This window comes from Streptococcus infantis, assembly GCF_047465185.1.
Taxonomy (GTDB): Bacteria; Bacillota; Bacilli; order Lactobacillales; family Streptococcaceae; genus Streptococcus; species Streptococcus infantis_O.
In genome coordinates this window covers 201,260-219,026 of record NZ_JASHAJ010000003.1, presented here as the reverse complement: position 1 = coordinate 219,026, position 17,767 = coordinate 201,260, and the positions used below count along the sequence as shown (strand labels likewise).

General features: G+C 39.3%; 17 protein-coding genes. 5 read left to right on the top strand and 12 right to left on the bottom strand.

Going from position 1 to position 17,767, the window contains the following annotated elements; translation table 11 throughout:
- Nucleotides 1-3: 3 nt before the first annotated feature.
- From QM382_RS06855 to QM382_RS06845, 3 genes are all read right to left on the bottom strand, one after another.
- A complete protein-coding gene (locus QM382_RS06855; RefSeq protein WP_414272857.1) occupies nucleotides 4-1,284 on the bottom strand; it encodes an MATE family efflux transporter in 1,281 nt (426 codons plus the stop codon).
- A gap of 60 nt (nucleotides 1,285-1,344) precedes the next feature.
- Nucleotides 1,345-2,829, bottom strand: a complete 1,485-nt coding sequence (thrC, locus tag QM382_RS06850) for a threonine synthase (RefSeq protein ID WP_414272856.1) — start codon at nucleotides 2,827-2,829, stop codon at nucleotides 1,345-1,347.
- Between the two features lie 74 nt (nucleotides 2,830-2,903).
- Nucleotides 2,904-4,181 (bottom strand): gamma-glutamylcysteine synthetase, encoded by a 1,278-nt coding sequence (locus QM382_RS06845; protein WP_414272855.1) that lies wholly within the window; start codon nucleotides 4,179-4,181, stop codon nucleotides 2,904-2,906.
- A gap of 370 nt (nucleotides 4,182-4,551) precedes the next feature.
- Between QM382_RS06845 and adhP the strand changes: the two genes are divergently transcribed.
- From adhP to QM382_RS06820, 5 genes are all read left to right on the top strand, one after another.
- Nucleotides 4,552-5,571 carry an alcohol dehydrogenase AdhP gene (gene adhP, locus QM382_RS06840; RefSeq protein ID WP_070678633.1) on the top strand — a complete coding sequence of 340 codons (1,020 nt, stop codon included), beginning with the start codon at nucleotides 4,552-4,554 and terminating at the stop codon, nucleotides 5,569-5,571.
- Nucleotides 5,572-6,006: 435 nt separating this feature from the next.
- Nucleotides 6,007-7,005 carry a PTS sugar transporter subunit IIB gene (locus QM382_RS06835; RefSeq protein ID WP_371620852.1) on the top strand — a complete coding sequence of 333 codons (999 nt, stop codon included), beginning with the start codon at nucleotides 6,007-6,009 and terminating at the stop codon, nucleotides 7,003-7,005.
- A gap of 29 nt (nucleotides 7,006-7,034) precedes the next feature.
- On the top strand, nucleotides 7,035-7,847 hold the full coding sequence (locus QM382_RS06830; RefSeq protein ID WP_006151319.1) for a PTS mannose/fructose/sorbose transporter subunit IIC: 813 nt from the start codon (nucleotides 7,035-7,037) through the stop codon (nucleotides 7,845-7,847).
- A 14-nt stretch (nucleotides 7,848-7,861) separates the two neighbouring features.
- Nucleotides 7,862-8,773 (top strand): PTS system mannose/fructose/sorbose family transporter subunit IID, encoded by a 912-nt coding sequence (locus QM382_RS06825; RefSeq protein ID WP_006151300.1) that lies wholly within the window; start codon nucleotides 7,862-7,864, stop codon nucleotides 8,771-8,773.
- A 60-nt stretch (nucleotides 8,774-8,833) separates the two neighbouring features.
- Nucleotides 8,834-8,923: an IS3 family transposase gene (locus QM382_RS06820; RefSeq protein ID WP_367400507.1), complete on the top strand. Its 90-nt coding sequence runs from the start codon at nucleotides 8,834-8,836 to the stop codon at nucleotides 8,921-8,923.
- Between the two features lie 83 nt (nucleotides 8,924-9,006).
- Here QM382_RS06820 and QM382_RS06815 read toward each other — a convergent pair whose 3' ends face one another.
- From QM382_RS06815 to ruvB, 9 genes are all read right to left on the bottom strand, one after another.
- Nucleotides 9,007-9,699, bottom strand: a complete 693-nt coding sequence (locus QM382_RS06815) for a leucine-rich repeat domain-containing protein (RefSeq protein WP_263394322.1) — start codon at nucleotides 9,697-9,699, stop codon at nucleotides 9,007-9,009.
- A gap of 267 nt (nucleotides 9,700-9,966) precedes the next feature.
- Nucleotides 9,967-10,212: a hypothetical protein gene (locus tag QM382_RS06810; RefSeq protein WP_004250643.1), complete on the bottom strand. Its 246-nt coding sequence runs from the start codon at nucleotides 10,210-10,212 to the stop codon at nucleotides 9,967-9,969.
- A 166-nt stretch (nucleotides 10,213-10,378) separates the two neighbouring features.
- Entirely contained in the window at nucleotides 10,379-10,984 is a 606-nt protein-coding gene (locus QM382_RS06805; protein ID WP_004250641.1) for a DUF4230 domain-containing protein, read from the bottom strand.
- 234 nt (nucleotides 10,985-11,218) lie between these two features.
- Nucleotides 11,219-12,535, bottom strand: a complete 1,317-nt coding sequence (locus QM382_RS06800) for an ISL3 family transposase (RefSeq protein WP_414272854.1) — start codon at nucleotides 12,533-12,535, stop codon at nucleotides 11,219-11,221.
- 138 nt (nucleotides 12,536-12,673) lie between these two features.
- The gene (gene pepC / locus QM382_RS06795; RefSeq protein ID WP_004250638.1) at nucleotides 12,674-14,008 is read right to left on the bottom strand and encodes an aminopeptidase C; all 1,335 of its coding nucleotides are present in this window, start codon (nucleotides 14,006-14,008) and stop codon (nucleotides 12,674-12,676) included.
- A gap of 107 nt (nucleotides 14,009-14,115) precedes the next feature.
- Nucleotides 14,116-14,838 (bottom strand): pseudouridine synthase, encoded by a 723-nt coding sequence (locus tag QM382_RS06790; RefSeq protein WP_414272853.1) that lies wholly within the window; start codon nucleotides 14,836-14,838, stop codon nucleotides 14,116-14,118.
- A gap of 66 nt (nucleotides 14,839-14,904) precedes the next feature.
- The gene (locus QM382_RS06785) at nucleotides 14,905-15,105 is read right to left on the bottom strand and encodes a hypothetical protein (protein ID WP_049496993.1); all 201 of its coding nucleotides are present in this window, start codon (nucleotides 15,103-15,105) and stop codon (nucleotides 14,905-14,907) included.
- 953 nt (nucleotides 15,106-16,058) lie between these two features.
- A complete protein-coding gene (locus QM382_RS06780; protein ID WP_195184314.1) occupies nucleotides 16,059-16,631 on the bottom strand; it encodes a nucleotidyltransferase family protein in 573 nt (190 codons plus the stop codon).
- The gene (gene ruvB / locus QM382_RS06775; protein ID WP_006153029.1) at nucleotides 16,612-17,610 is read right to left on the bottom strand and encodes a Holliday junction branch migration DNA helicase RuvB; all 999 of its coding nucleotides are present in this window, start codon (nucleotides 17,608-17,610) and stop codon (nucleotides 16,612-16,614) included. Before ruvB ends, QM382_RS06780 begins: the two co-directional genes overlap by 20 nt.
- Nucleotides 17,611-17,767 lie beyond the last annotated feature (157 nt).

Sequence of the window (17,767 nt, the reverse complement as noted above, 5' to 3'; positions counted from 1 at the left end):
TTCTTATCCTTTCAATGTCATATAAGATTTGTAACGATAGCGTAGGAAAATCCAACGGAAACCATTATCCAAAAGCGTTCCTGCCCAGATACCAGGCAAACCCCAGCCAAGAACAATTCCCATCAGGTAACTAGTCCCAATACGGATGCACCACATTCCAATACTTGTCGCATAAAAGGGAAGTCGGGCATTTCCCAAACCTTGCCAGACAGCTGTATAAATGACCGTTCCCGTTGTCATAGGAGTCCCTAAAAGTGAAAAAAGAGTCACTAAAACACTGGCTTTGATAGCCACAGGGTCGCTGGTGTAGAGATAGCTTAGTGGTGTCCCGAGAGCATAGATACTAATCGTTAAAGGCAACATGAGAAAGAAAGACAAGCAAAAAGTTTGCTTACTTAGTCTGTCCACCCTTGCCCAATCATTCTCCCCAACTGCTCGAGCTACCTGCATGACTGTTGCTGTCGCAACACCAAAAGCAGGTATATAGTTGAACTGAGTCAAAACTTCACCGATAGCATTTCCCGCGACTGCCTCCGTACCAAAGGAAACAACCAAGGCAATTATGACTACATCACCAGCCCTCATCATGAGACGTTCTCCCGCTGCAGGTAAAGCCAAGGTCAGCAGGTCTTTATCCAGCCCAAACGTCGGTCTCATATATGGAAGTTTTAATTGTGACCACAAAATCACAACCCCGACCAACCGAGACAAAATAGTCCCCCAAGCTACACCAGCTATCCCCATATCAAGGATAAAAATGGCGACACTTGAAAAAACAATATTTAAAGCATTGGATAAAAAACTAACATAAAGCGGCAGTCGAGGATTGTGGGTAGCGCGAATCAAGGCCCCTAAACTAGTCATTAAGCCCAGGAGAACGATTGTCCCGCCAACTAAAGATAGGTATAAGCCTCCACTTTCAGCCACAACCTGTTCAGTACCCAAAAGACCAATCATCTCTTGACCTGCAAAGATGGACAAGCTACCTAAAATTAAACTCAATAGCAAGGTTATCTTGAGAGCTTCTGTCACATGGTAGGCTAGTCTAGACTGATCTTTCTGTCCCACACTTTTTGATATAACACTAGAAATTGCTGCTCCCAAGGCAATAAAAATAGCCTGATAAATGGTGATAATATTTCCAGCTACAGACACACCCGAAATGGCGATCAACCCCAGATTAGCTACCAAGTAGCTATCGACCATCCCCATGAGCATCTGCAAGAAATTTTCACCCATGGCAGGTAAAGCTATGTTGAGAATATCCTTATTTTTCTTAAACAATCCTTCCTCCTGATGAAAAGAAACTCAGTTAGTTTCCCAACCGAGTTTACTTCCTCTCTTTTAAAGTCCTAAATAAGATTCTACTGCTGCCTGCATATCTGCCACTGCAACAGTTGTCTTGTGACGAACTGGAGCTGTTTCAAGGCCATCAACTGCTGGTGGCACTGCCACTCCTGAAATTTCGTGCAACTGAGCCAAAGCTTCAAAGTCGGTCAAGCCTGATTTCCCTGTTACAGCTTCTACTGCAACTACTGGGAATTTATATGGACTAGCTGTTGAAGCAATCACGGTCTTAGCCACATCGCCTGTCCCCGCTTGATATTTTTTATATACGGCTGAGGCAACTGCTGTATGAGGGTCCTCAATATAAGAATCTGACTCATAAACACGCTTGATTTCTGCTGCTGTTTCTGCTTCCGTAGCATACTCTGCTGCAAAAAGGTCAAGAATCTCTGCATCAAAATCTGTCAATTCATACTGACCTTGGCTATTCAAAGCATTCATGAGTTCAGCTGTCTTAACCGCATCATTATCCAAAAGATGGAAAATCAAGCGCTCCAAGTTTGAAGACACTAAGATATCCATAGATGGACTAGTGGTTACCTTAAACTCACGCTTCTTGTCATAAACACGAGTTTTAAAGAAATCTGTCAAGACATTGTTGTCATTTGAAGCACAGATTAACTTGCCAACTGGTAGACCGATTTGTTTTGCGTAAAAGGCAGCTAAGATATTTCCAAAGTTCCCTGTCGGTACGGTGAAGTTAACCTTATCACCTGCATTAATTTCGCCAGTTTTAACAAGCTGAGCGTAGGCATAAACATAATAGACAATCTGTGGGACCAAACGACCAATATTCATAGAGTTAGCTGATGAAAACTGGAGCTTGTTGGCTGCCAATTTCTCACGAAGAGCTACATCATTGAACATATGTTTCACATTGGTTTGAGCATCGTCAAAGTTTCCATCAATAGCGATAACATGGGTATTTTCGCCCGTTTGAGTGGTCATTTGCAACTCTTGTACCTTACTGACACCGTCTTTTGGATAAAAGACGATAATTTCAGTACCTGGAACATCTGCAAAACCTGCCATAGCAGCTTTCCCAGTATCTCCAGATGTTGCTGTCAAGATGACTATCTTGTTTTCCAAGCCGTGTTTCTTAGCTGCCGTTGTCATAAAGTATGGCAAGATAGACAAGGCCATATCTTTAAAGGCAATGGTTGAACCGTGGAAAAGTTCCAAGTTGTATTGGCCATCAAGTTTTACAAGAGGGGCAATTGCTGGTGTATCAAACTTGCTGTCATAGGCGTTGGTGATACAGTAGTCCAACTCTTCTGCTGTAAAGTCGTCCAAGAAAGCTGACAAGACAAGCTTAGCTACTTCTTGGTAAGAAGCGTCCTTTAATGTTTCAAAATCCAAGTCCACCTTTGGATAGCTCACTGGAGTAAACAAGCCTCCATCTGTTGCCAAACCTTGCAAAATCGCCTGACTGGCTGTTACTGTATTGTTCGCATCACGCGTTGATTGATAAACTAATGTCATAAATCTCTATCCTTTATCTATAGTCTCATTCATTATAACATGATTTTTCAGAAAATTCTTCCGTTATAAGAAAATTATACGTCCAATTCTTCTTTCAAAGGTTCTAAATAAGTCGTTTCACTCTGACCTCTCCTCTCAAGTCCTTGCTCTGCTATCGCTAGCAAATCTTTGGAGAACTGGACAATCCCAGATGTTTCTTCATCTGTGAGGTGTTTCTTAGAAAATTGTCTTCTCAAAGACTTGTAGTCACGACCAAAACTTTCAAAGAAAGGAGCTGTTTCTAGGTAAGCTTCAAGCTTGTCAAGATTCACCAATAAACCTAGATGAAAGGCTGCTGAAGCAAAAGTGCGGTCTAGTGGCTGGGTACAAACACTACGAAATTCGACCGTTCCTCGAGTTGTTAAATCTTGGAATTGGTAGCTACGGTGCGTTTGGAAATCCTTCTCTTGAGGGGCAAGCAGAGTCTCTTTCCCATTTAGAGTATAAGCAGGAATTTCATCAGTAGCTAGGTAATCTCTAGCTTGAATCGGAGAAAAATAATAGGTTTCTCCATCTCGTTCTGCTGTGAAAATCGCAGAATGGTCTAAATAATCAAAGAAATCATCTTCATCTTTAAAGAGTCTGGTATTGACACCAACATTCTCTGGATAAATCCCATGCATAGATTCTTCCCAAAAAATATCTCGTGAAATCCGAGTGTCCCAGTCTGCTCCAGAAAACTCAGAATTGGCAAACAGGTAAGCTTTGGCTGCCTCTATCTGTGTGAAAGTATTGATGACACGTAGGTAGTTAGCGGTCGAAACATCCAACTGGACTTGACTCCCGCAGATGAAGGCTCCATATTGTGGGAAGTCATGCAAATTAGCTCTCTCTTGGTGACTCCCCATACGCAGATAATCCATCAGCATCTGATAGCGTGGATAAGCTACAGGTCTATTATCATTGATATCCCAGTTCGGGTGAATCCCCCAACCTTGGATAGCATGTTCCTTTTCACCTAGCTTTTCTTGGATTACCTTCATATAGGCCTGAAAACGTCCTTCAACCTCTTGGATATTCTGAGCCCTACCAAAGGCAAACTCCAAGGTTGTATAAGAAACTTCAAACAAAATCCGATCTTGACTCGCCGGTTCTACAAGTTGAATCGAATTGCCCTCCTGGTCTACCTTTTCAACTTCCAGACTGAGAGCATCAACCAAAAAATTCATCAAGTCCTTGCTGACTTCAATATCTGTAGGTTGGCCTTTCGTATGAACGATAGGAAACTCCAACTCAATACCGATGTAGAGATCTGGATTTTCTTTGATATTTTTTAAATAGCGGTCTTTTAATAACTGAATTGAAGGGGACATACATACCTCTCACTCTAACTTCTTATACTAGAAAATAAATTACTCTCTATTATACCAAAAACTCCTAGAGATGAATCTTAGAAAATCTGTTTGTAAGCTCACTCCCTATATTTGAGACCAAATAAGTTCCTCTTTATATGAAATTTTACATGAATACGTTAGATATTATTGTGCAAATTTCACAGTATCATCAACCAGTTAAGCGATTTCATATATTTTTGCATAAATCTCCTTGCATTATATTAAATATCGTGATATAATTCACATATAGACAAAAAAGAGGGCAGTTCAAATTTGACTTCACTTGAATCACGATTTAAGGCAAGCCCCTTTTCCTCTGCACCTCAACTACTAACCAAGGAGGATAGCTATGAAAGCTGTTGTTGTAAATCCAGAAAGCACTGGTGTTGCTATTGAAGAAAAAGTGCTCCGTCCGCTCGAAAATGGCGAAGCACTTGTTGAAGTTGAGTATTGTGGTGTTTGCCATACAGACCTCCACGTTGCCCATGGTGACTTTGGAAAAGTTCCAGGACGTGTTCTCGGTCACGAAGGGATTGGTATCGTAAAAGAAATCGCTCCTGATGTTAAGAGTCTAAAAGTTGGTGACCGTGTCAGCGTAGCTTGGTTCTTTGAAGGGTGTGGCATGTGTGAATATTGTACAACCGGACGCGAAACCCTTTGCCGTACAGTAAAAAATGCTGGCTACTCAGTTGATGGTGGTATGGCAGAACAATGTATCGTAACTGCAGATTATGCCGTTAAGGTTCCAGAAGGTCTCGATCCAGCCCAAGCTTCTTCAATCACTTGTGCCGGTGTTACTACATACAAGGCTATTAAAGAAGCAAAAGTTGAGCCAGGCCAATGGGTTGTACTCTATGGTGCTGGAGGACTTGGTAACTTAGCTGTTCAATATGCTAAAAAAGTATTCAACGCTCACGTTATCGCAGTAGATATTAACAACGATAAACTTGCTCTAGCTAAAGAAGTCGGTGCTGATATCGTGATTAATGGTCTTGAAGTCGAAGATGTTCCAGGCCTTATCAAAGAAAAAACAAACGGTGGTGCTCACTCAGCTGTCGTAACAGCTGTATCAAAAGTTGCCTTCAACCAAGCAGTTGACTCTGTTCGTGCAGGTGGTCGTGTAGTAGCTGTCGGACTCCCTTCAGAAATGATGGATCTAAGTATCGTTAAAACAGTTCTTGACGGTATTCAGGTCATCGGTTCCCTTGTTGGTACACGTAAAGATTTGGAAGAAGCTTTCCAATTTGGTGCTGAAGGTCTCGTTGTTCCAGTTGTTCAAAAACGGCCTGTCGAAGATGCCATTGCTGTCTTTGATGAAATGGCTGCTGGTACCATCCAAGGTCGCATGGTTCTAGACTTTACTCATTAAGATAGATAATAAATTCCAAAACGAGGTAGGGACAAAAGACCCCACCTCGTTTTTTAGCAATAAAATTTTGATATAGCAATTTATTGAACTTAAAGTTCTTTTTTTTTACGCTCAAGAACACTATTGACAAAACGTCATTTTACTATCCACATTCTTTAAGCATCCAACGGTTGAAGTATAGGGCTAGAAATAAGATACCGATTTGCTTCGTCGATTTCTGTACTATGACTTTTTTATATTAAATTTCCCATACTTACCTTCAAAATCTTATCTAAAGATATTGATATGTCAATGTTTGGAATGACAGGTTTGTTACGCTGCTTTTTAGGATTTATTATAAGTAGTTGATTTTTTGCTGAAAACGGTTTATACTTAAAGAGTCTTAAAGTTTTCTTAAACTACAAGTCAAACATTTTATAAGGAGGAATGACAATAATGAGTATCGGAATCATTATTGCGAGCCACGGTGAATTTGCCGCGGGTATTCATCAGTCAGGATCTATGATCTTTGGTGAACAAGAAAAGGTTCAAGTTGTAACCTTTATGCCAAACGAAGGTCCAGATGATTTATACGCCAAATTCAACAATGCTGTGGCTGCATTTGACGCAGAAGATGAGGTTCTAGTCTTGGCTGACCTTTGGAGTGGTTCTCCATTTAACCAAGCTAGTCGCGTAATGGGAGAAAATCCTGAGCGTAAATTTGCCATCATCACTGGACTTAACTTGCCGATGTTGATCCAAGCCTACACAGAGCGTCTTATGGACGCGAATGCTGGAGTGGATAAAGTCGCTGCGAACATCATTAAAGAAGCTAAAGATGGCATCAAGGCTCTTCCAGAAGAGCTAAACCCAGCTGAGGAAGTTGCAACTGCTGCAACTGCTGCAGCTGCTCCTGTAGCCCAAGCTGCTATCCCAGAAGGAACAGTTATCGGAGACGGTAAATTGAAAATCAATCTTGCTCGTCTTGACACACGTCTTCTTCACGGACAAGTCGCAACTGCTTGGACACCAGATTCAAAAGCAGACCGTATCATCGTTGCTTCAGATAACGTTGCAAACGACGAATTGCGTAAAGAGTTGATCAAACAAGCTGCTCCTAACGGAGTGAAAGCTAACGTTGTTCCAATCAAAAAATTGATTGAGGTTGCAAAAGATCCTCGTTTTGGTAACACACACGCCCTTATCTTGTTTGAAACACCTCAAGACGCCCTTCGTGCTATCGAAGGCGGTGTGCCAATTAAGACTCTTAACGTTGGATCAATGGCTCACTCAACTGGTAAAACAATGATCAACAACGTATTGTCAATGGACAAAGACGACGTTGCTACATTTGAAAAAATGCGTGATCTTGGTGTTGAATTTGACGTACGTAAAGTACCAAACGACACTAAAAAAGATTTGTTTGACTTGATTAGCAAAGCTAACGTTCAATAATTAACATTAAATAGAAAAGGAATAAAACCATGTCAGATATTTCAATCATTTCTGCTATCTTGGTTGTAGTTGTTGCCTTCTTCGCAGGTCTTGAAGGTATCCTCGACCAATTCCAATTCCATCAACCAATCGTAGCATGTACCCTTATCGGTCTTGTAACTGGTAACCTCGAAGCAGGGGTTATGCTTGGTGGATCACTTCAAATGATCGCCCTTGGTTGGGCTAACATCGGAGCTGCCGTAGCTCCTGACGCGGCTCTTGCTTCTGTTGCTGCTGCAATTATCATGATCAAAGGTGGTAACTTTACTACTGAAGGTATCGCAGTCGCAACTGCAACTGCAATCCCTCTTGCCGTAGCTGGACTTTTCTTGACTATGATCGTTCGTACAATCTCAGTTGGTTTGGTTCACACTGCAGATGCTGCTGCTAAAGAAGGAAACATTGCAGCTGTTGAACGCGCTCACTACTTTGCCCTTGCTCTTCAAGGTCTACGTATTGCTATCCCAGCTGCACTCTTGCTTGCAATGCCAACTGAAGCAGTTCAAGGAGTATTGGAACTTATGCCAGAATGGCTTAAAGGTGGTATGGCTGTCGGTGGTGCCATGGTCGTTGCCGTTGGTTACGCTTTGGTTATCAACATGATGGCTACTCGTGAAGTATGGCCATTCTTCGCTATCGGTTTTGCTCTTGCAGCAATCTCTCAATTGACTTTGATTGCCCTTGGTGTCATCGGTGTTGCCCTTGCCTTCATCTACCTCAACCTTTCTAAACAAGGTGGAAACGGTGGCGGAGGAGCTGCAACTTCTAACGATCCAATCGGTGATATCCTAGAAGACTACTAGAAAGGGGAACAATCATGGCTGAAAAAATTCAATTATCAAAATCAGATCGCCAAAAAGTTTGGTGGCGTTCACAATTCCTTCAAGGTTCATGGAACTACGAACGTATGCAAAACTTGGGTTGGGCTTACTCTTTGATCCCAGCTATCAAGAAACTTTACACTAAAAAAGAAGACCAAGCCGCTGCTCTTGAGCGCCACCTTGAGTTCTTCAACACTCACCCATACGTAGCTGCTCCAATCATGGGGGTTACTCTTGCACTTGAAGAAGAACGCGCAAACGGTACTGACATCGATGATGCTGCTATCCAAGGTGTTAAGATTGGTATGATGGGACCTCTTGCTGGTATCGGTGACCCAGTCTTCTGGTTTACAGTACGTCCTATCCTTGGTGCCCTTGGTGCATCACTTGCAGCAACTGGTAATATCGTTGGACCACTTCTCTTCTTCTTTGGATGGAATGCAATCCGTATGTCTTTCCTTTGGTATACACAAGAGTTTGGTTACAAGGCTGGATCTGAAATCACCAAAGACATGTCAGGTGGTATCTTGAAAGACATCACTAAAGGAGCTTCTATCCTTGGTATGTTCATCCTTGCCGTTCTTGTACAACGTTGGGTATCAATCAACTTCACTATCAACCTTCCAGGTAAACAATTGTCAGAAGGTGCTTACATCGTCTTCCCAGAAGGTCCTGTTACAGGTGGAGAATTGAAGGGAATCCTCGGCCAAGCACTTAGCGGTTTGAGTTTGGATAGCGTTCAACCACAAACGCTTCAAGGTCAGTTGAACTCATTGATCCCAGGATTGATGGGACTTCTCCTTACTTTCCTTTGCATGTGGTTGCTTAAGAAAAAAGTATCTCCAATCACAATCATCCTTGCACTCTTTGCAGTTGGTATCGCAGCTCGTTACTTCGGTATCATGTAATCTCGGTGAGAATATACAAACAAAAAAGAATCAGGTTTATCACCTGATTCTTTTGGCTCTTTGTCAAATAGTGTTGATGAAGAACCTAATGAAAAAAGAATCCAACAAAAATTGGACTACCTGTCTCCGGTTGAATACCGAAGACGGTAGCCCTAGGGTGTTTTTATTAAATTCTCACTTTTTGGGGTCAGTCCCTAAGCCTGATAGTAGTTTCTTGTTCATACTATTCCCCTTTAGTCATTTACTACTTTAAGTCCCATTGTTTTAGCTACTTCTTCTGCTTTTGATCCCTTAGGTGTATGAATTTCTACATCTGGGTTACAGTTATCTACAAAATAGAATATGTCTGTAATTTCTGTTACACTTGCTGGAATTGTAATGGATTTAATTGACTTTGTGCCCCAGAATACTAATGTTCCAATACTCTTTGTGCCTTCTGGGAAAGTTACTTCTTCAAGAGAACTACATCCATTGAAGATATCATCTTCTACTGTTTCTATTGACTTACCTAAGTATACATACTTTAGAGCACCATCAATCGCAAATGCAGCTTTCGATAGATAACGTACTGTATCTGGTAGAACGATTGCCTCACAGTTCTTTAGGTTTGCTAGACCACGTTCTCCAATTGCGATAACAGGTTTTCCTTTAATTTCCTTTGGTACACGAACAACCTTATCGTCAGATGTACAACTATAGATAACATAACCTTCTTGCCATTCATCATATGTGAAGTACTTTTCATCTGTCTCTGGGAAGTCTTTGAAGTTCTTCTCAGTTACTTCAGAGTTGTTTGTTGTGGTATTTTTTGTTTCTATTGTAGAAGTACTTGTTGTGGTATTTTGTTTTGACTCCTTAGGTCCGCATCCTACTAAACCTGATAAGAGTACTGCTGCACATAAGCCTGATAATAGTTTCTTGTTCATTATTTCTCCTCCTAATATATTAATATCTTTAAGTATTTATAACTATAGTTCCTTAATTTTCCCAGTAAAAAACGAAAGGCACCACAAGTTATTTATATGTTTTCTTTAAACGATTCATGTACTTCTGTCGCAACTTCTCGCCCGTCTTTAATTGCGGTTGCGATAGATTGAGGACCTAAATATGCATCACCTGTTATTATTTATTTCTATTGTATTCTGATGTTGACCGAAAGTCAAATTTTTACCTTTCATCTAGAACACTAAAGTCTACTTTTGTTCAATTGCTGCAACGACAAGATCACATGGAATAATATGTTCACTACCTGCCACTTCATGCGTTAATCTTCTTCCACTTTCATCTGATTCACCAAGTTCCATTGTAATAACCTTTACACCAGTTACTTTCCCACTCTCATCACGCAATACTTCTTTAATATTCTCTAAGAAATGGAATGTAACACCTTCATTGTGTGCATCTTTGATTTGTAGTATAGCTTCTAGTATATTGTTCATATGGTCATCATCCTTTTGTTTTAGGTTTAGGCGCTTTTAATATAATGGATGTTGGCCTTTTTGTATACACTAAAATAGGGTTGGTGGAAAATTTCCATCAACCCTAAAAATTATAGAACCACACAAAACCCTGACCAGAGATGGTCAGGGTTTTGTATTTCAAAAATTATTCTGTAAATTCTATAGTTACTTTTACTTCAGAATCCATTGAAGAAAATATTGTTTTATAATAATTGATTGCAGATTCTTTAATTTCACTCTTAAATTTATCTAAATACTCTGCTTGTTTATCACTAGAAAGTTGGTTTGTGACCAATTTCCCAGTATCAACATCTTCTGTAGTCCCACTTAATAACTCTCCATGACTATCATATAAATCATAAGGATCATCTTTTGAAAGTTCAACACCAATTACTTCCAATTTTGGAACAATAACCTTATATTCTTTTTCGCTTATTTGTTCAACCTTTACACTACTTTTAATTCCAAATTTAGCGTTATAATTTAAAATTACTAATGCTGCTTTTTTAGAGAACGGCACATCAAACCCAAAAACTTGAGTTGTTTTTGTTTCAGAAATAATTTCATTAATTCCCGCATTCAAAAATACAACTTCATTCACTTTTTCAATACTTTCGATATTAATTGACGATTTGACTTCTGATTTATGTTCCTTAGGTAAGAAAAATAGCACTCCAATAGCTATAATAGCTATTAATACCAGATTCAATAGAACACTAAACTTATTAAATTTCTTCTTTAATATAGACAAGATAAAAAAACCTCACTTTAAATAATCTATCTAAATTTTACACATTCTAAAGAAAACAGTCAATATTTTTTCGTACTATCTTCTAAAATTAATTGTGCCTATTAAAAATGAAATTAGTTTGTTGCATTTGATTATATTTTTTGAACACCAAATCCATTTAAAATTGAGTGCTATTTTGAGCACTAAAAAAGGGCTCTTTGTCAAATAGTGTTGATGAAGAAATTTAGGAAGGGATTAAGCAACTAATTGTTGCTTAATTCCTTTTTGTTTTGGGCCAAACATTTTTGTTATTAAAATAATCCTATTTCTAAAATAGTAATAGTTTCTAAAGCCGTAGGCATTTCTTTTAAGCACTTTTATTTTATTGTTTATTCCTTCAATAGGGCCTTTTGTTCTAGTTGGATACTCACAAGTATTTTGAATATATGGCAAGTAAGTCATAAGAGTCTTTAATACTCTTTTTAAACCAGGAGATAGGTCTAATTGCGTAGCTGCTTCAATCGTTTCCTTGAATTCTATATAATCTCTATCCTGTATACATTCACGAGGTGAATGTACAACCTCATAATCATTTTTTAGAGATGGATTGTTTTCTAAGATATAATCTACGATTCCTTTACTTGTTATGAAGCTTTCAAAAAGCTTATAACGATTATATTTATAGTTCTGAAGTTCATTAGGGTTCTTTAAAATTAACTTCCAATAATGTTTTAACTTTCGATATAATTTAGGATTTTTATAACGATGCTGATTCATGATACGTACCCGAGTTCGATTTAGTTCTCTATTCAAGGCTTGTACAATGTGAAAAGGATCAATGATAATTTTTGCGTTAAGAAACATTTCTTTTATTAATTGAATGTACGGTAAGTACATGTCGATTGAGATAGTTTTTACCTTTAATCTTGTCTTAGTCTCAAAACGATGAAAATATTGTTTTAAACTGTAAGATTTTCTATCACGTACAACATCGACCAGCTTGTGTGTAGTGCTATCACAAATAATGAAGCTCATATTACTATCGGAAGCTTTGACGGATTTAAATTCATTAAAACACAAATGTTCAGGGAAATCATGTAATGGTTTAATCGTTAATAATCGTGCTGTATCATCTATGATACGTCTTACAGTATGAACTGAAACATTTGATTCTTTTGAGATATATATTTCAGATACTGTTTCACTTATTTTTGCCTTAATTTCATTTTTTAATCGTTTCGAGATATGACAGTATTTTTCTACAATTCGACTAGTATCTGCAGTAAATGAAGAACCACATTCTCTACAGAGAAATCTCTGATTTCGTAGATTTAAGTAGGCTGGAAGGCCTGAAACAGAACAGAGAGTGATACGAGAAGTTTTCGTCCCGTTTTTAACTATATTGTTATTTTGGCTAACGCACCCACAAACGGCACAAAATTCTGGTTTATGCGTATATGTAGCTGAATAAAATAAAGATTTTCTATTTTTTAATATCTTCTCTTGAACATTATTATCCCAAATAATGTTTTTATCTTTGATTTGTAGTGTAGCTTCTAGTATATTGTTCATATGGTCATCATTCTTTTGTTTTAGGTTTAGGCGCTTTTAATATAATGGATGTTGGCCTTTTTGTATACACTAAAATAGGGTTGGTGGAAAATTTCCACCAACCCTAAAAATTATAGAAACATTCTTTTTATATCTCATTTATTCTGCCAAGGCACCCATTGGATCCCATGGTGCAAGGACGATTGGTTCTGCTTCATAAGCAGCTCGTTCTTCTGCTGTCAGTAATTCTTTACGGACAACGATTTGGTAAGTATATTCGTCCATCCAAGCATCTGAAGCAACAAAGTAACCATCTGTTCCGACCTTGTCTCCCCATGAGTTTTCAACTTTCCACTTAGTTGATTTACCATTTTCATCCAAATCAACACCTGTCAAGACCATAGCGTGGGTCATCAAGCTTTCGCTGTAGTCCAAACGTCCAGCCTTGTCTTGAGTGAGTTGAATATCCATACTTGATTCAAAATCATAGACATCTGTCGCAAGGATTCCTGCTTTACGGTTGCTGAGCTGGCCGACATCTGAACCAAACCAAACAGTTTCTCCTATTTGCATTTGGGCAATGGCCAATTCCTTCAAGCGTTCCATCGGTACGTTAATGTAGCGAACTGCACGGCTACCAACAACATTTCCCAACATCTCAACTGTATAGGATTTGCCATATGGTTTATCAGCAGTTGGAGCATTGATCACAGAAACGTAGTCTTCTAGTGGAAGATCGACATATTTCTTGTAAAACTCTTGTGGAGTGATGCCTTTTTCGCTTTGGTAGTTGTCATCCTTATCGCGATAAGCAAAGTTAAATTGACGTGGTGGGAGCCCCAATGACATAGCAAGGAAGTTAAAGATTTCTTGCAAGAGGTCTTCTTTCTTGGCTTGAACAGTTGCTTGGTCAGCGCCAGAAGCCAAGAGGTCACGCAAGATTTGAGCATCTTGACGAAGCAATTTGTTAAGGATTGCATTGAGCTCACGGCTACTGCTAGATGAAACAGACTCTGGATAAACAGACTTAGGAACGACACCGTATTTCTCAAAGAGAGAAACTACCATATCCCACTGACCACCATCTTGTTGTGGGGTTTGGAGTAGGAAGCTAACCTTGCGGCTTGTCAATTCTTGGTCAGCAGTCGCAATCACTTGCTCCAAGAACCAATTAGATTTTTCATACTTATCCCAGAAGAAGGTGTGGGCTTGTGACAATTCAAAGTTTTCAAGTTTGTATTGAGAGATGAGTTTGTGGCGGAAAGTATTAAGTGCCGCAAACATCCAGCAACGGCCAGATGCTTTCTGGTTAGTGACCTTGTCCTTAGTCAAGTCAAGTGAGAAAACAGGTGTGTTGTCTACATGGCTTTGGCGACGCTCTAGGGCTGCAAAAATTCCATTGTGGCTAGCTGCATTTTCGATAGCTTGGTATTTTACATTTGCTTCATAGTTGGCAAATAATTTATCTGTAAATGATTCTTGAATCGCGTTCATAAAATCCTCCTTTTTTCTTACTGTCTATTATAACTCTTTTCACAAAGGAAGCAACCAAAAACTGAAAAAGGTAGGGATATTTCCCCTACCTTTTCCGATTATCCAGTTTATTGAACACTTTCAAGCAAGCCTTCTAGTTCTTCCTTGCTTAAACGACGCCATTCTCCACGTTTCAAATCCTCATCCAAGGTCAAAGTTCCCATGGTTAAACGTTGCAAGTCCACAACTTCCTTACCACAGTAGGCCACCATCCGTTTGACCTGGTGAAATTTCCCTTCTGCAATAGTCACTCGGACCAGGCTTTGATCCTTCTCCCTATCAATAGACACAAGCTCCAGTTTGGCAGGCTGACAGGTAAAGTCCTTGAGCGGAATTCCTTGCGCAAATGTCTCAATGTCTTCATCTGTCATGATTCCATCGACTCGTGCCAGATAAGTCTTATCCACATGGCGTTTTGGTGAAAGAAGAGCATGAGCTAGCTTGCCATCATTGGTCAAGAGCAAGAGCCCATGCGTATCGATATCCAAACGTCCTACTGGGAAAACTTCCTTTGAACGAGCCAAGTCATCCAACAAATCCAAAACAGTCTTATGTTTGGGGTCTTCAGTCGCTGATATAACACCCTGGGGCTTGTTCATCACATAGTAAACAAACTCTTCATAGTGTAAAACTTGCCCGTCAAAGCAAATCTCTTCCGTGTCTTCATTGATTTGCAACTTAGCAGACTTTGCTTTCTTGCCATTGACCGTCACGCGCCCAGTTTTTAGAAAGTTTTTGACCTCAGTCCGACTCCCAACAGCGCAGGCAACTAAATATTTATCTAATCTCATAGGGCTATTATATCATAAAAAGAGAGCGCCTTTCGCTCTCTTTTTCTTGTATTTGCTTTCCCGGATTTATTTTTTTATCATACTTTCTATTCCTTTGAAAAGAATATCTGAAATAGCTTCTGGATAGCTATCATAGCCATTCTGTTCTGTTAGGGCATCAATGATATTTCTAATTTGCCCATCCAAGATAATGGTTACTGCAGGAACGAGTTCATCTGAACCTTCTTTTTTAAACATCTCTTGCATAATTGATACTTTGTTACTCATATTTACTCCAATCTTTTTTAAAAATTTTATTCATAGTACTCCACGAGACTTACTATTCCTTCTCACCTTCCGCAACCAAATCATAAGGGAAATACGGAAGTCCTTTATTAGTGAATCGTTAACTAAAGTAGTTTTTTAATAACTTTATTCCGTCTATGTACATTATTGACCACACAGATGTAGAGAATGAATAAGAGAACCGAATAAATCAGCAATCCTAAAAACTTTGCATAGACTAGGTAAACTATCAAGCAACCTATCAAACTGACACTACTAATAATATTAAATACGAAAGCAAGAGTTCCATTTTTCTTTGCTATTTCTAAAAATTCTGCGTACTCAATATCTGTAAACAATGCAGGATATAAGTCCAAGTCTTTGTCATAATAGTCAACTACAAATTTCCCTATGAGCAAGGAAAGACAGGAACATAGAATGAAGCTAGAATATTTGATAGTAGGGATATCAAAAATGGTTAAACCATTCAGCAATCGAATAATGGGGAGAGATAGCAAAGTGAGTCCAAGAGTATAGTAATGGTGATTCTTAGATGTTCTCTCGAGAATTGAAAAGTAAAGTTTCTTTTCTTTTAAGTCATAATAGACTATTTTGTTTTGATACAAGCCTAGATTAACTAGTTTCCTATTGTTTTTCATTCTTTTAGTCATTTTTCAACATCTCTTTCTCAAACCAATGGACTTCCATTTACTCTATTCTCAGAAAATCTCTAGCCTTACTTCTTATACTAGAGAAATCTTTGACCTTTGTCAACATTTCTCTGGTGTTTGCCCTTGTTTAGAACTATCCTTATCTCATGTTCACAACAAAAAAAGCCGCCTGATTGGGCGACTTAATTTTTTTATAGGGAGATTATTATGAAAAAGTTTTAGGAGTATAAGTTAAGGTTTTCTTAACTTATGAGATAAGTATACAGCTCCTATCTTAAAGTTTCCTTAAGTATTTTTAAATGTGAGATTTTTCCATTTTTCTCGCCAATTTTTCTTAGATAAACGCTGTTGATAAAGCTTCATCCGGTCTTGATTTTCTAAAAAATGGGGAGTTGGAGAAACCTGAAAGTTCAAAATATCCTCTAAACCATAAGGAGCAAAGAGCTCTAAAGTTGCGTCAGCTTGCAAGCGAAGACCTATCGCCGTACAACGTTCGGGATATTTACTCATAGCGTCACAGGAATTCACATACGGTTCCGTATGGGGACTATGCTGATGCATATAGACTTGATTTTTCAACTCCCACTGATACTGGGGGAAGTCCTCTCTCAACTTGTTTTCTATTGTCAGCGTTTCTTCATAACTCACCTCTGGGTCAAAGAAAATGACGTCCACATCCGTTTCACGGTCAAAGGCTGGTTTCTCTGACAAAAGATTCCAGATAAAATTTCGAACCGAACCAGCTGCTAACCAGGAATCGTTCAACTCCAAGTCACGGATGGCAGTCAGAATAGCCATCATGTCAGGATTTTCCCTAAAAGAGTCTAAAATTTCAGTCTCATTTTTCAATATATTCATACCCCAAATGCTCATAAGCCTTGGCTGTCGCAACTCGTCCTGAACGAGTTCGCATGATAAATCCTTTCTGGATCAGGTAAGGTTCATACATATCCTCTACTGTCTCACGCTCTTCGGCGATATTAACCGAAAGAGTTCCTAGACCGACAGGACCGCCGCCATACATCTCAATCATAGTGCGAAGGATTTTTTGGTCTACATAGTCCAAACCTTCATGGTCTACATCCAGCATAGTCAAGGCCTTATCCGTAATCACATCATCAATCAAGCCATCGCCCATAATCTGAGCAAAGTCACGCACGCGCTTGAGAAGACGATTAGCAATACGAGGAGTTCCACGACTGCGTAAAGCTAACTCGGAAGCAGCTTCATGGGTAATTTCCATCTCAAAGATATCTGCCGTCCGCTCGACAATCTCTGTCAAGTCAGCATGGGTATAATATTCCATGTGGCCTGTAATCCCAAAACGGGCACGAAGAGGATTTGAAAGCATCCCAGCTCGTGTCGTTGCCCCAATCAAGGTAAATGGTGGCAAATCTAGATGGACACTACGGCTAGCTTCTCCTGCACCAATCATGATGTCAATGTAGAAGTCTTCCATGGCACTGTATAGCACCTCTTCTACCGACATAGGCAAGCGATGAATCTCATCAATAAAAAGAACATCTCCTGGCTCCAAGTCATTCAAAATCGCTACCAAATCACCGGCTTTTTCGATAACGGGACCAGACGTTTGCTTAAGATTGACTCCCAATTCATTGGCAATGACAAAAGCCATGGTCGTTTTCCCGAGACCTGGAGGGCCAAATAAAAGAACATGATCCAGCGCCTCATCACGCATTTTTGCTGCCTCGATAAAGATTTGAAGCTGATCCTTGACCTTGTCTTGTCCGATATATTCACGTAAATATTGGGGACGGAGGGTACGTTCTACCAACTCCTCATCACCCATGATTTCATTATCTAAAATTCTACTCATGTTCCTATTATAGCAAAAAACCAGCCTACAAACAAAAAAGCCACCTGATTTGGTGGCTTCTTTAGGGAGATTATTATGAAAAAGAAAAGTTTAGGATTTCTATTAAATAAAGTTAGGAGGTCTTTACTTAATAATTATATGGTACAAGAGAAGACTT

What these genes read in the sequence shown, in the direction of transcription:
- pepC (WP_004250638.1), bottom strand. Translation starts at nt 14,008, where the DNA reads ATGAACGCGATTCAAGAATCATTTACAGATAAATTATTTGCCAACTAT.
- QM382_RS06825 (WP_006151300.1), top strand. Translation starts at nt 7,862, where the DNA reads ATGGCTGAAAAAATTCAATTATCAAAATCAGATCGCCAAAAAGTTTGG.
- QM382_RS06790 (WP_414272853.1), bottom strand. Translation starts at nt 14,838, where the DNA reads ATGAGATTAGATAAATATTTAGTTGCCTGCGCTGTTGGGAGTCGGACT.
- QM382_RS06815 (WP_263394322.1), bottom strand. Translation starts at nt 9,699, where the DNA reads ATGAACAAGAAACTATTATCAGGCTTATGTGCAGCAGTACTCTTATCA.
- QM382_RS06845 (WP_414272855.1), bottom strand. Translation starts at nt 4,181, where the DNA reads ATGTCCCCTTCAATTCAGTTATTAAAAGACCGCTATTTAAAAAATATC.
- QM382_RS06785 (WP_049496993.1), bottom strand. Translation starts at nt 15,105, where the DNA reads ATGAGTAACAAAGTATCAATTATGCAAGAGATGTTTAAAAAAGAAGGT.
- QM382_RS06835 (WP_371620852.1), top strand. Translation starts at nt 6,007, where the DNA reads ATGAGTATCGGAATCATTATTGCGAGCCACGGTGAATTTGCCGCGGGT.
- ruvB (WP_006153029.1), bottom strand. Translation starts at nt 17,610, where the DNA reads ATGAGTAGAATTTTAGATAATGAAATCATGGGTGATGAGGAGTTGGTA.
- QM382_RS06800 (WP_414272854.1), bottom strand. Translation starts at nt 12,535, where the DNA reads ATGAACAATATACTAGAAGCTACACTACAAATCAAAGATAAAAACATT.
- adhP (WP_070678633.1), top strand. Translation starts at nt 4,552, where the DNA reads ATGAAAGCTGTTGTTGTAAATCCAGAAAGCACTGGTGTTGCTATTGAA.
- QM382_RS06830 (WP_006151319.1), top strand. Translation starts at nt 7,035, where the DNA reads ATGTCAGATATTTCAATCATTTCTGCTATCTTGGTTGTAGTTGTTGCC.
- QM382_RS06810 (WP_004250643.1), bottom strand. Translation starts at nt 10,212, where the DNA reads ATGAACAATATACTAGAAGCTATACTACAAATCAAAGATGCACACAAT.
- thrC (WP_414272856.1), bottom strand. Translation starts at nt 2,829, where the DNA reads ATGACATTAGTTTATCAATCAACGCGTGATGCGAACAATACAGTAACA.
- QM382_RS06780 (WP_195184314.1), bottom strand. Translation starts at nt 16,631, where the DNA reads ATGAATATATTGAAAAATGAGACTGAAATTTTAGACTCTTTTAGGGAA.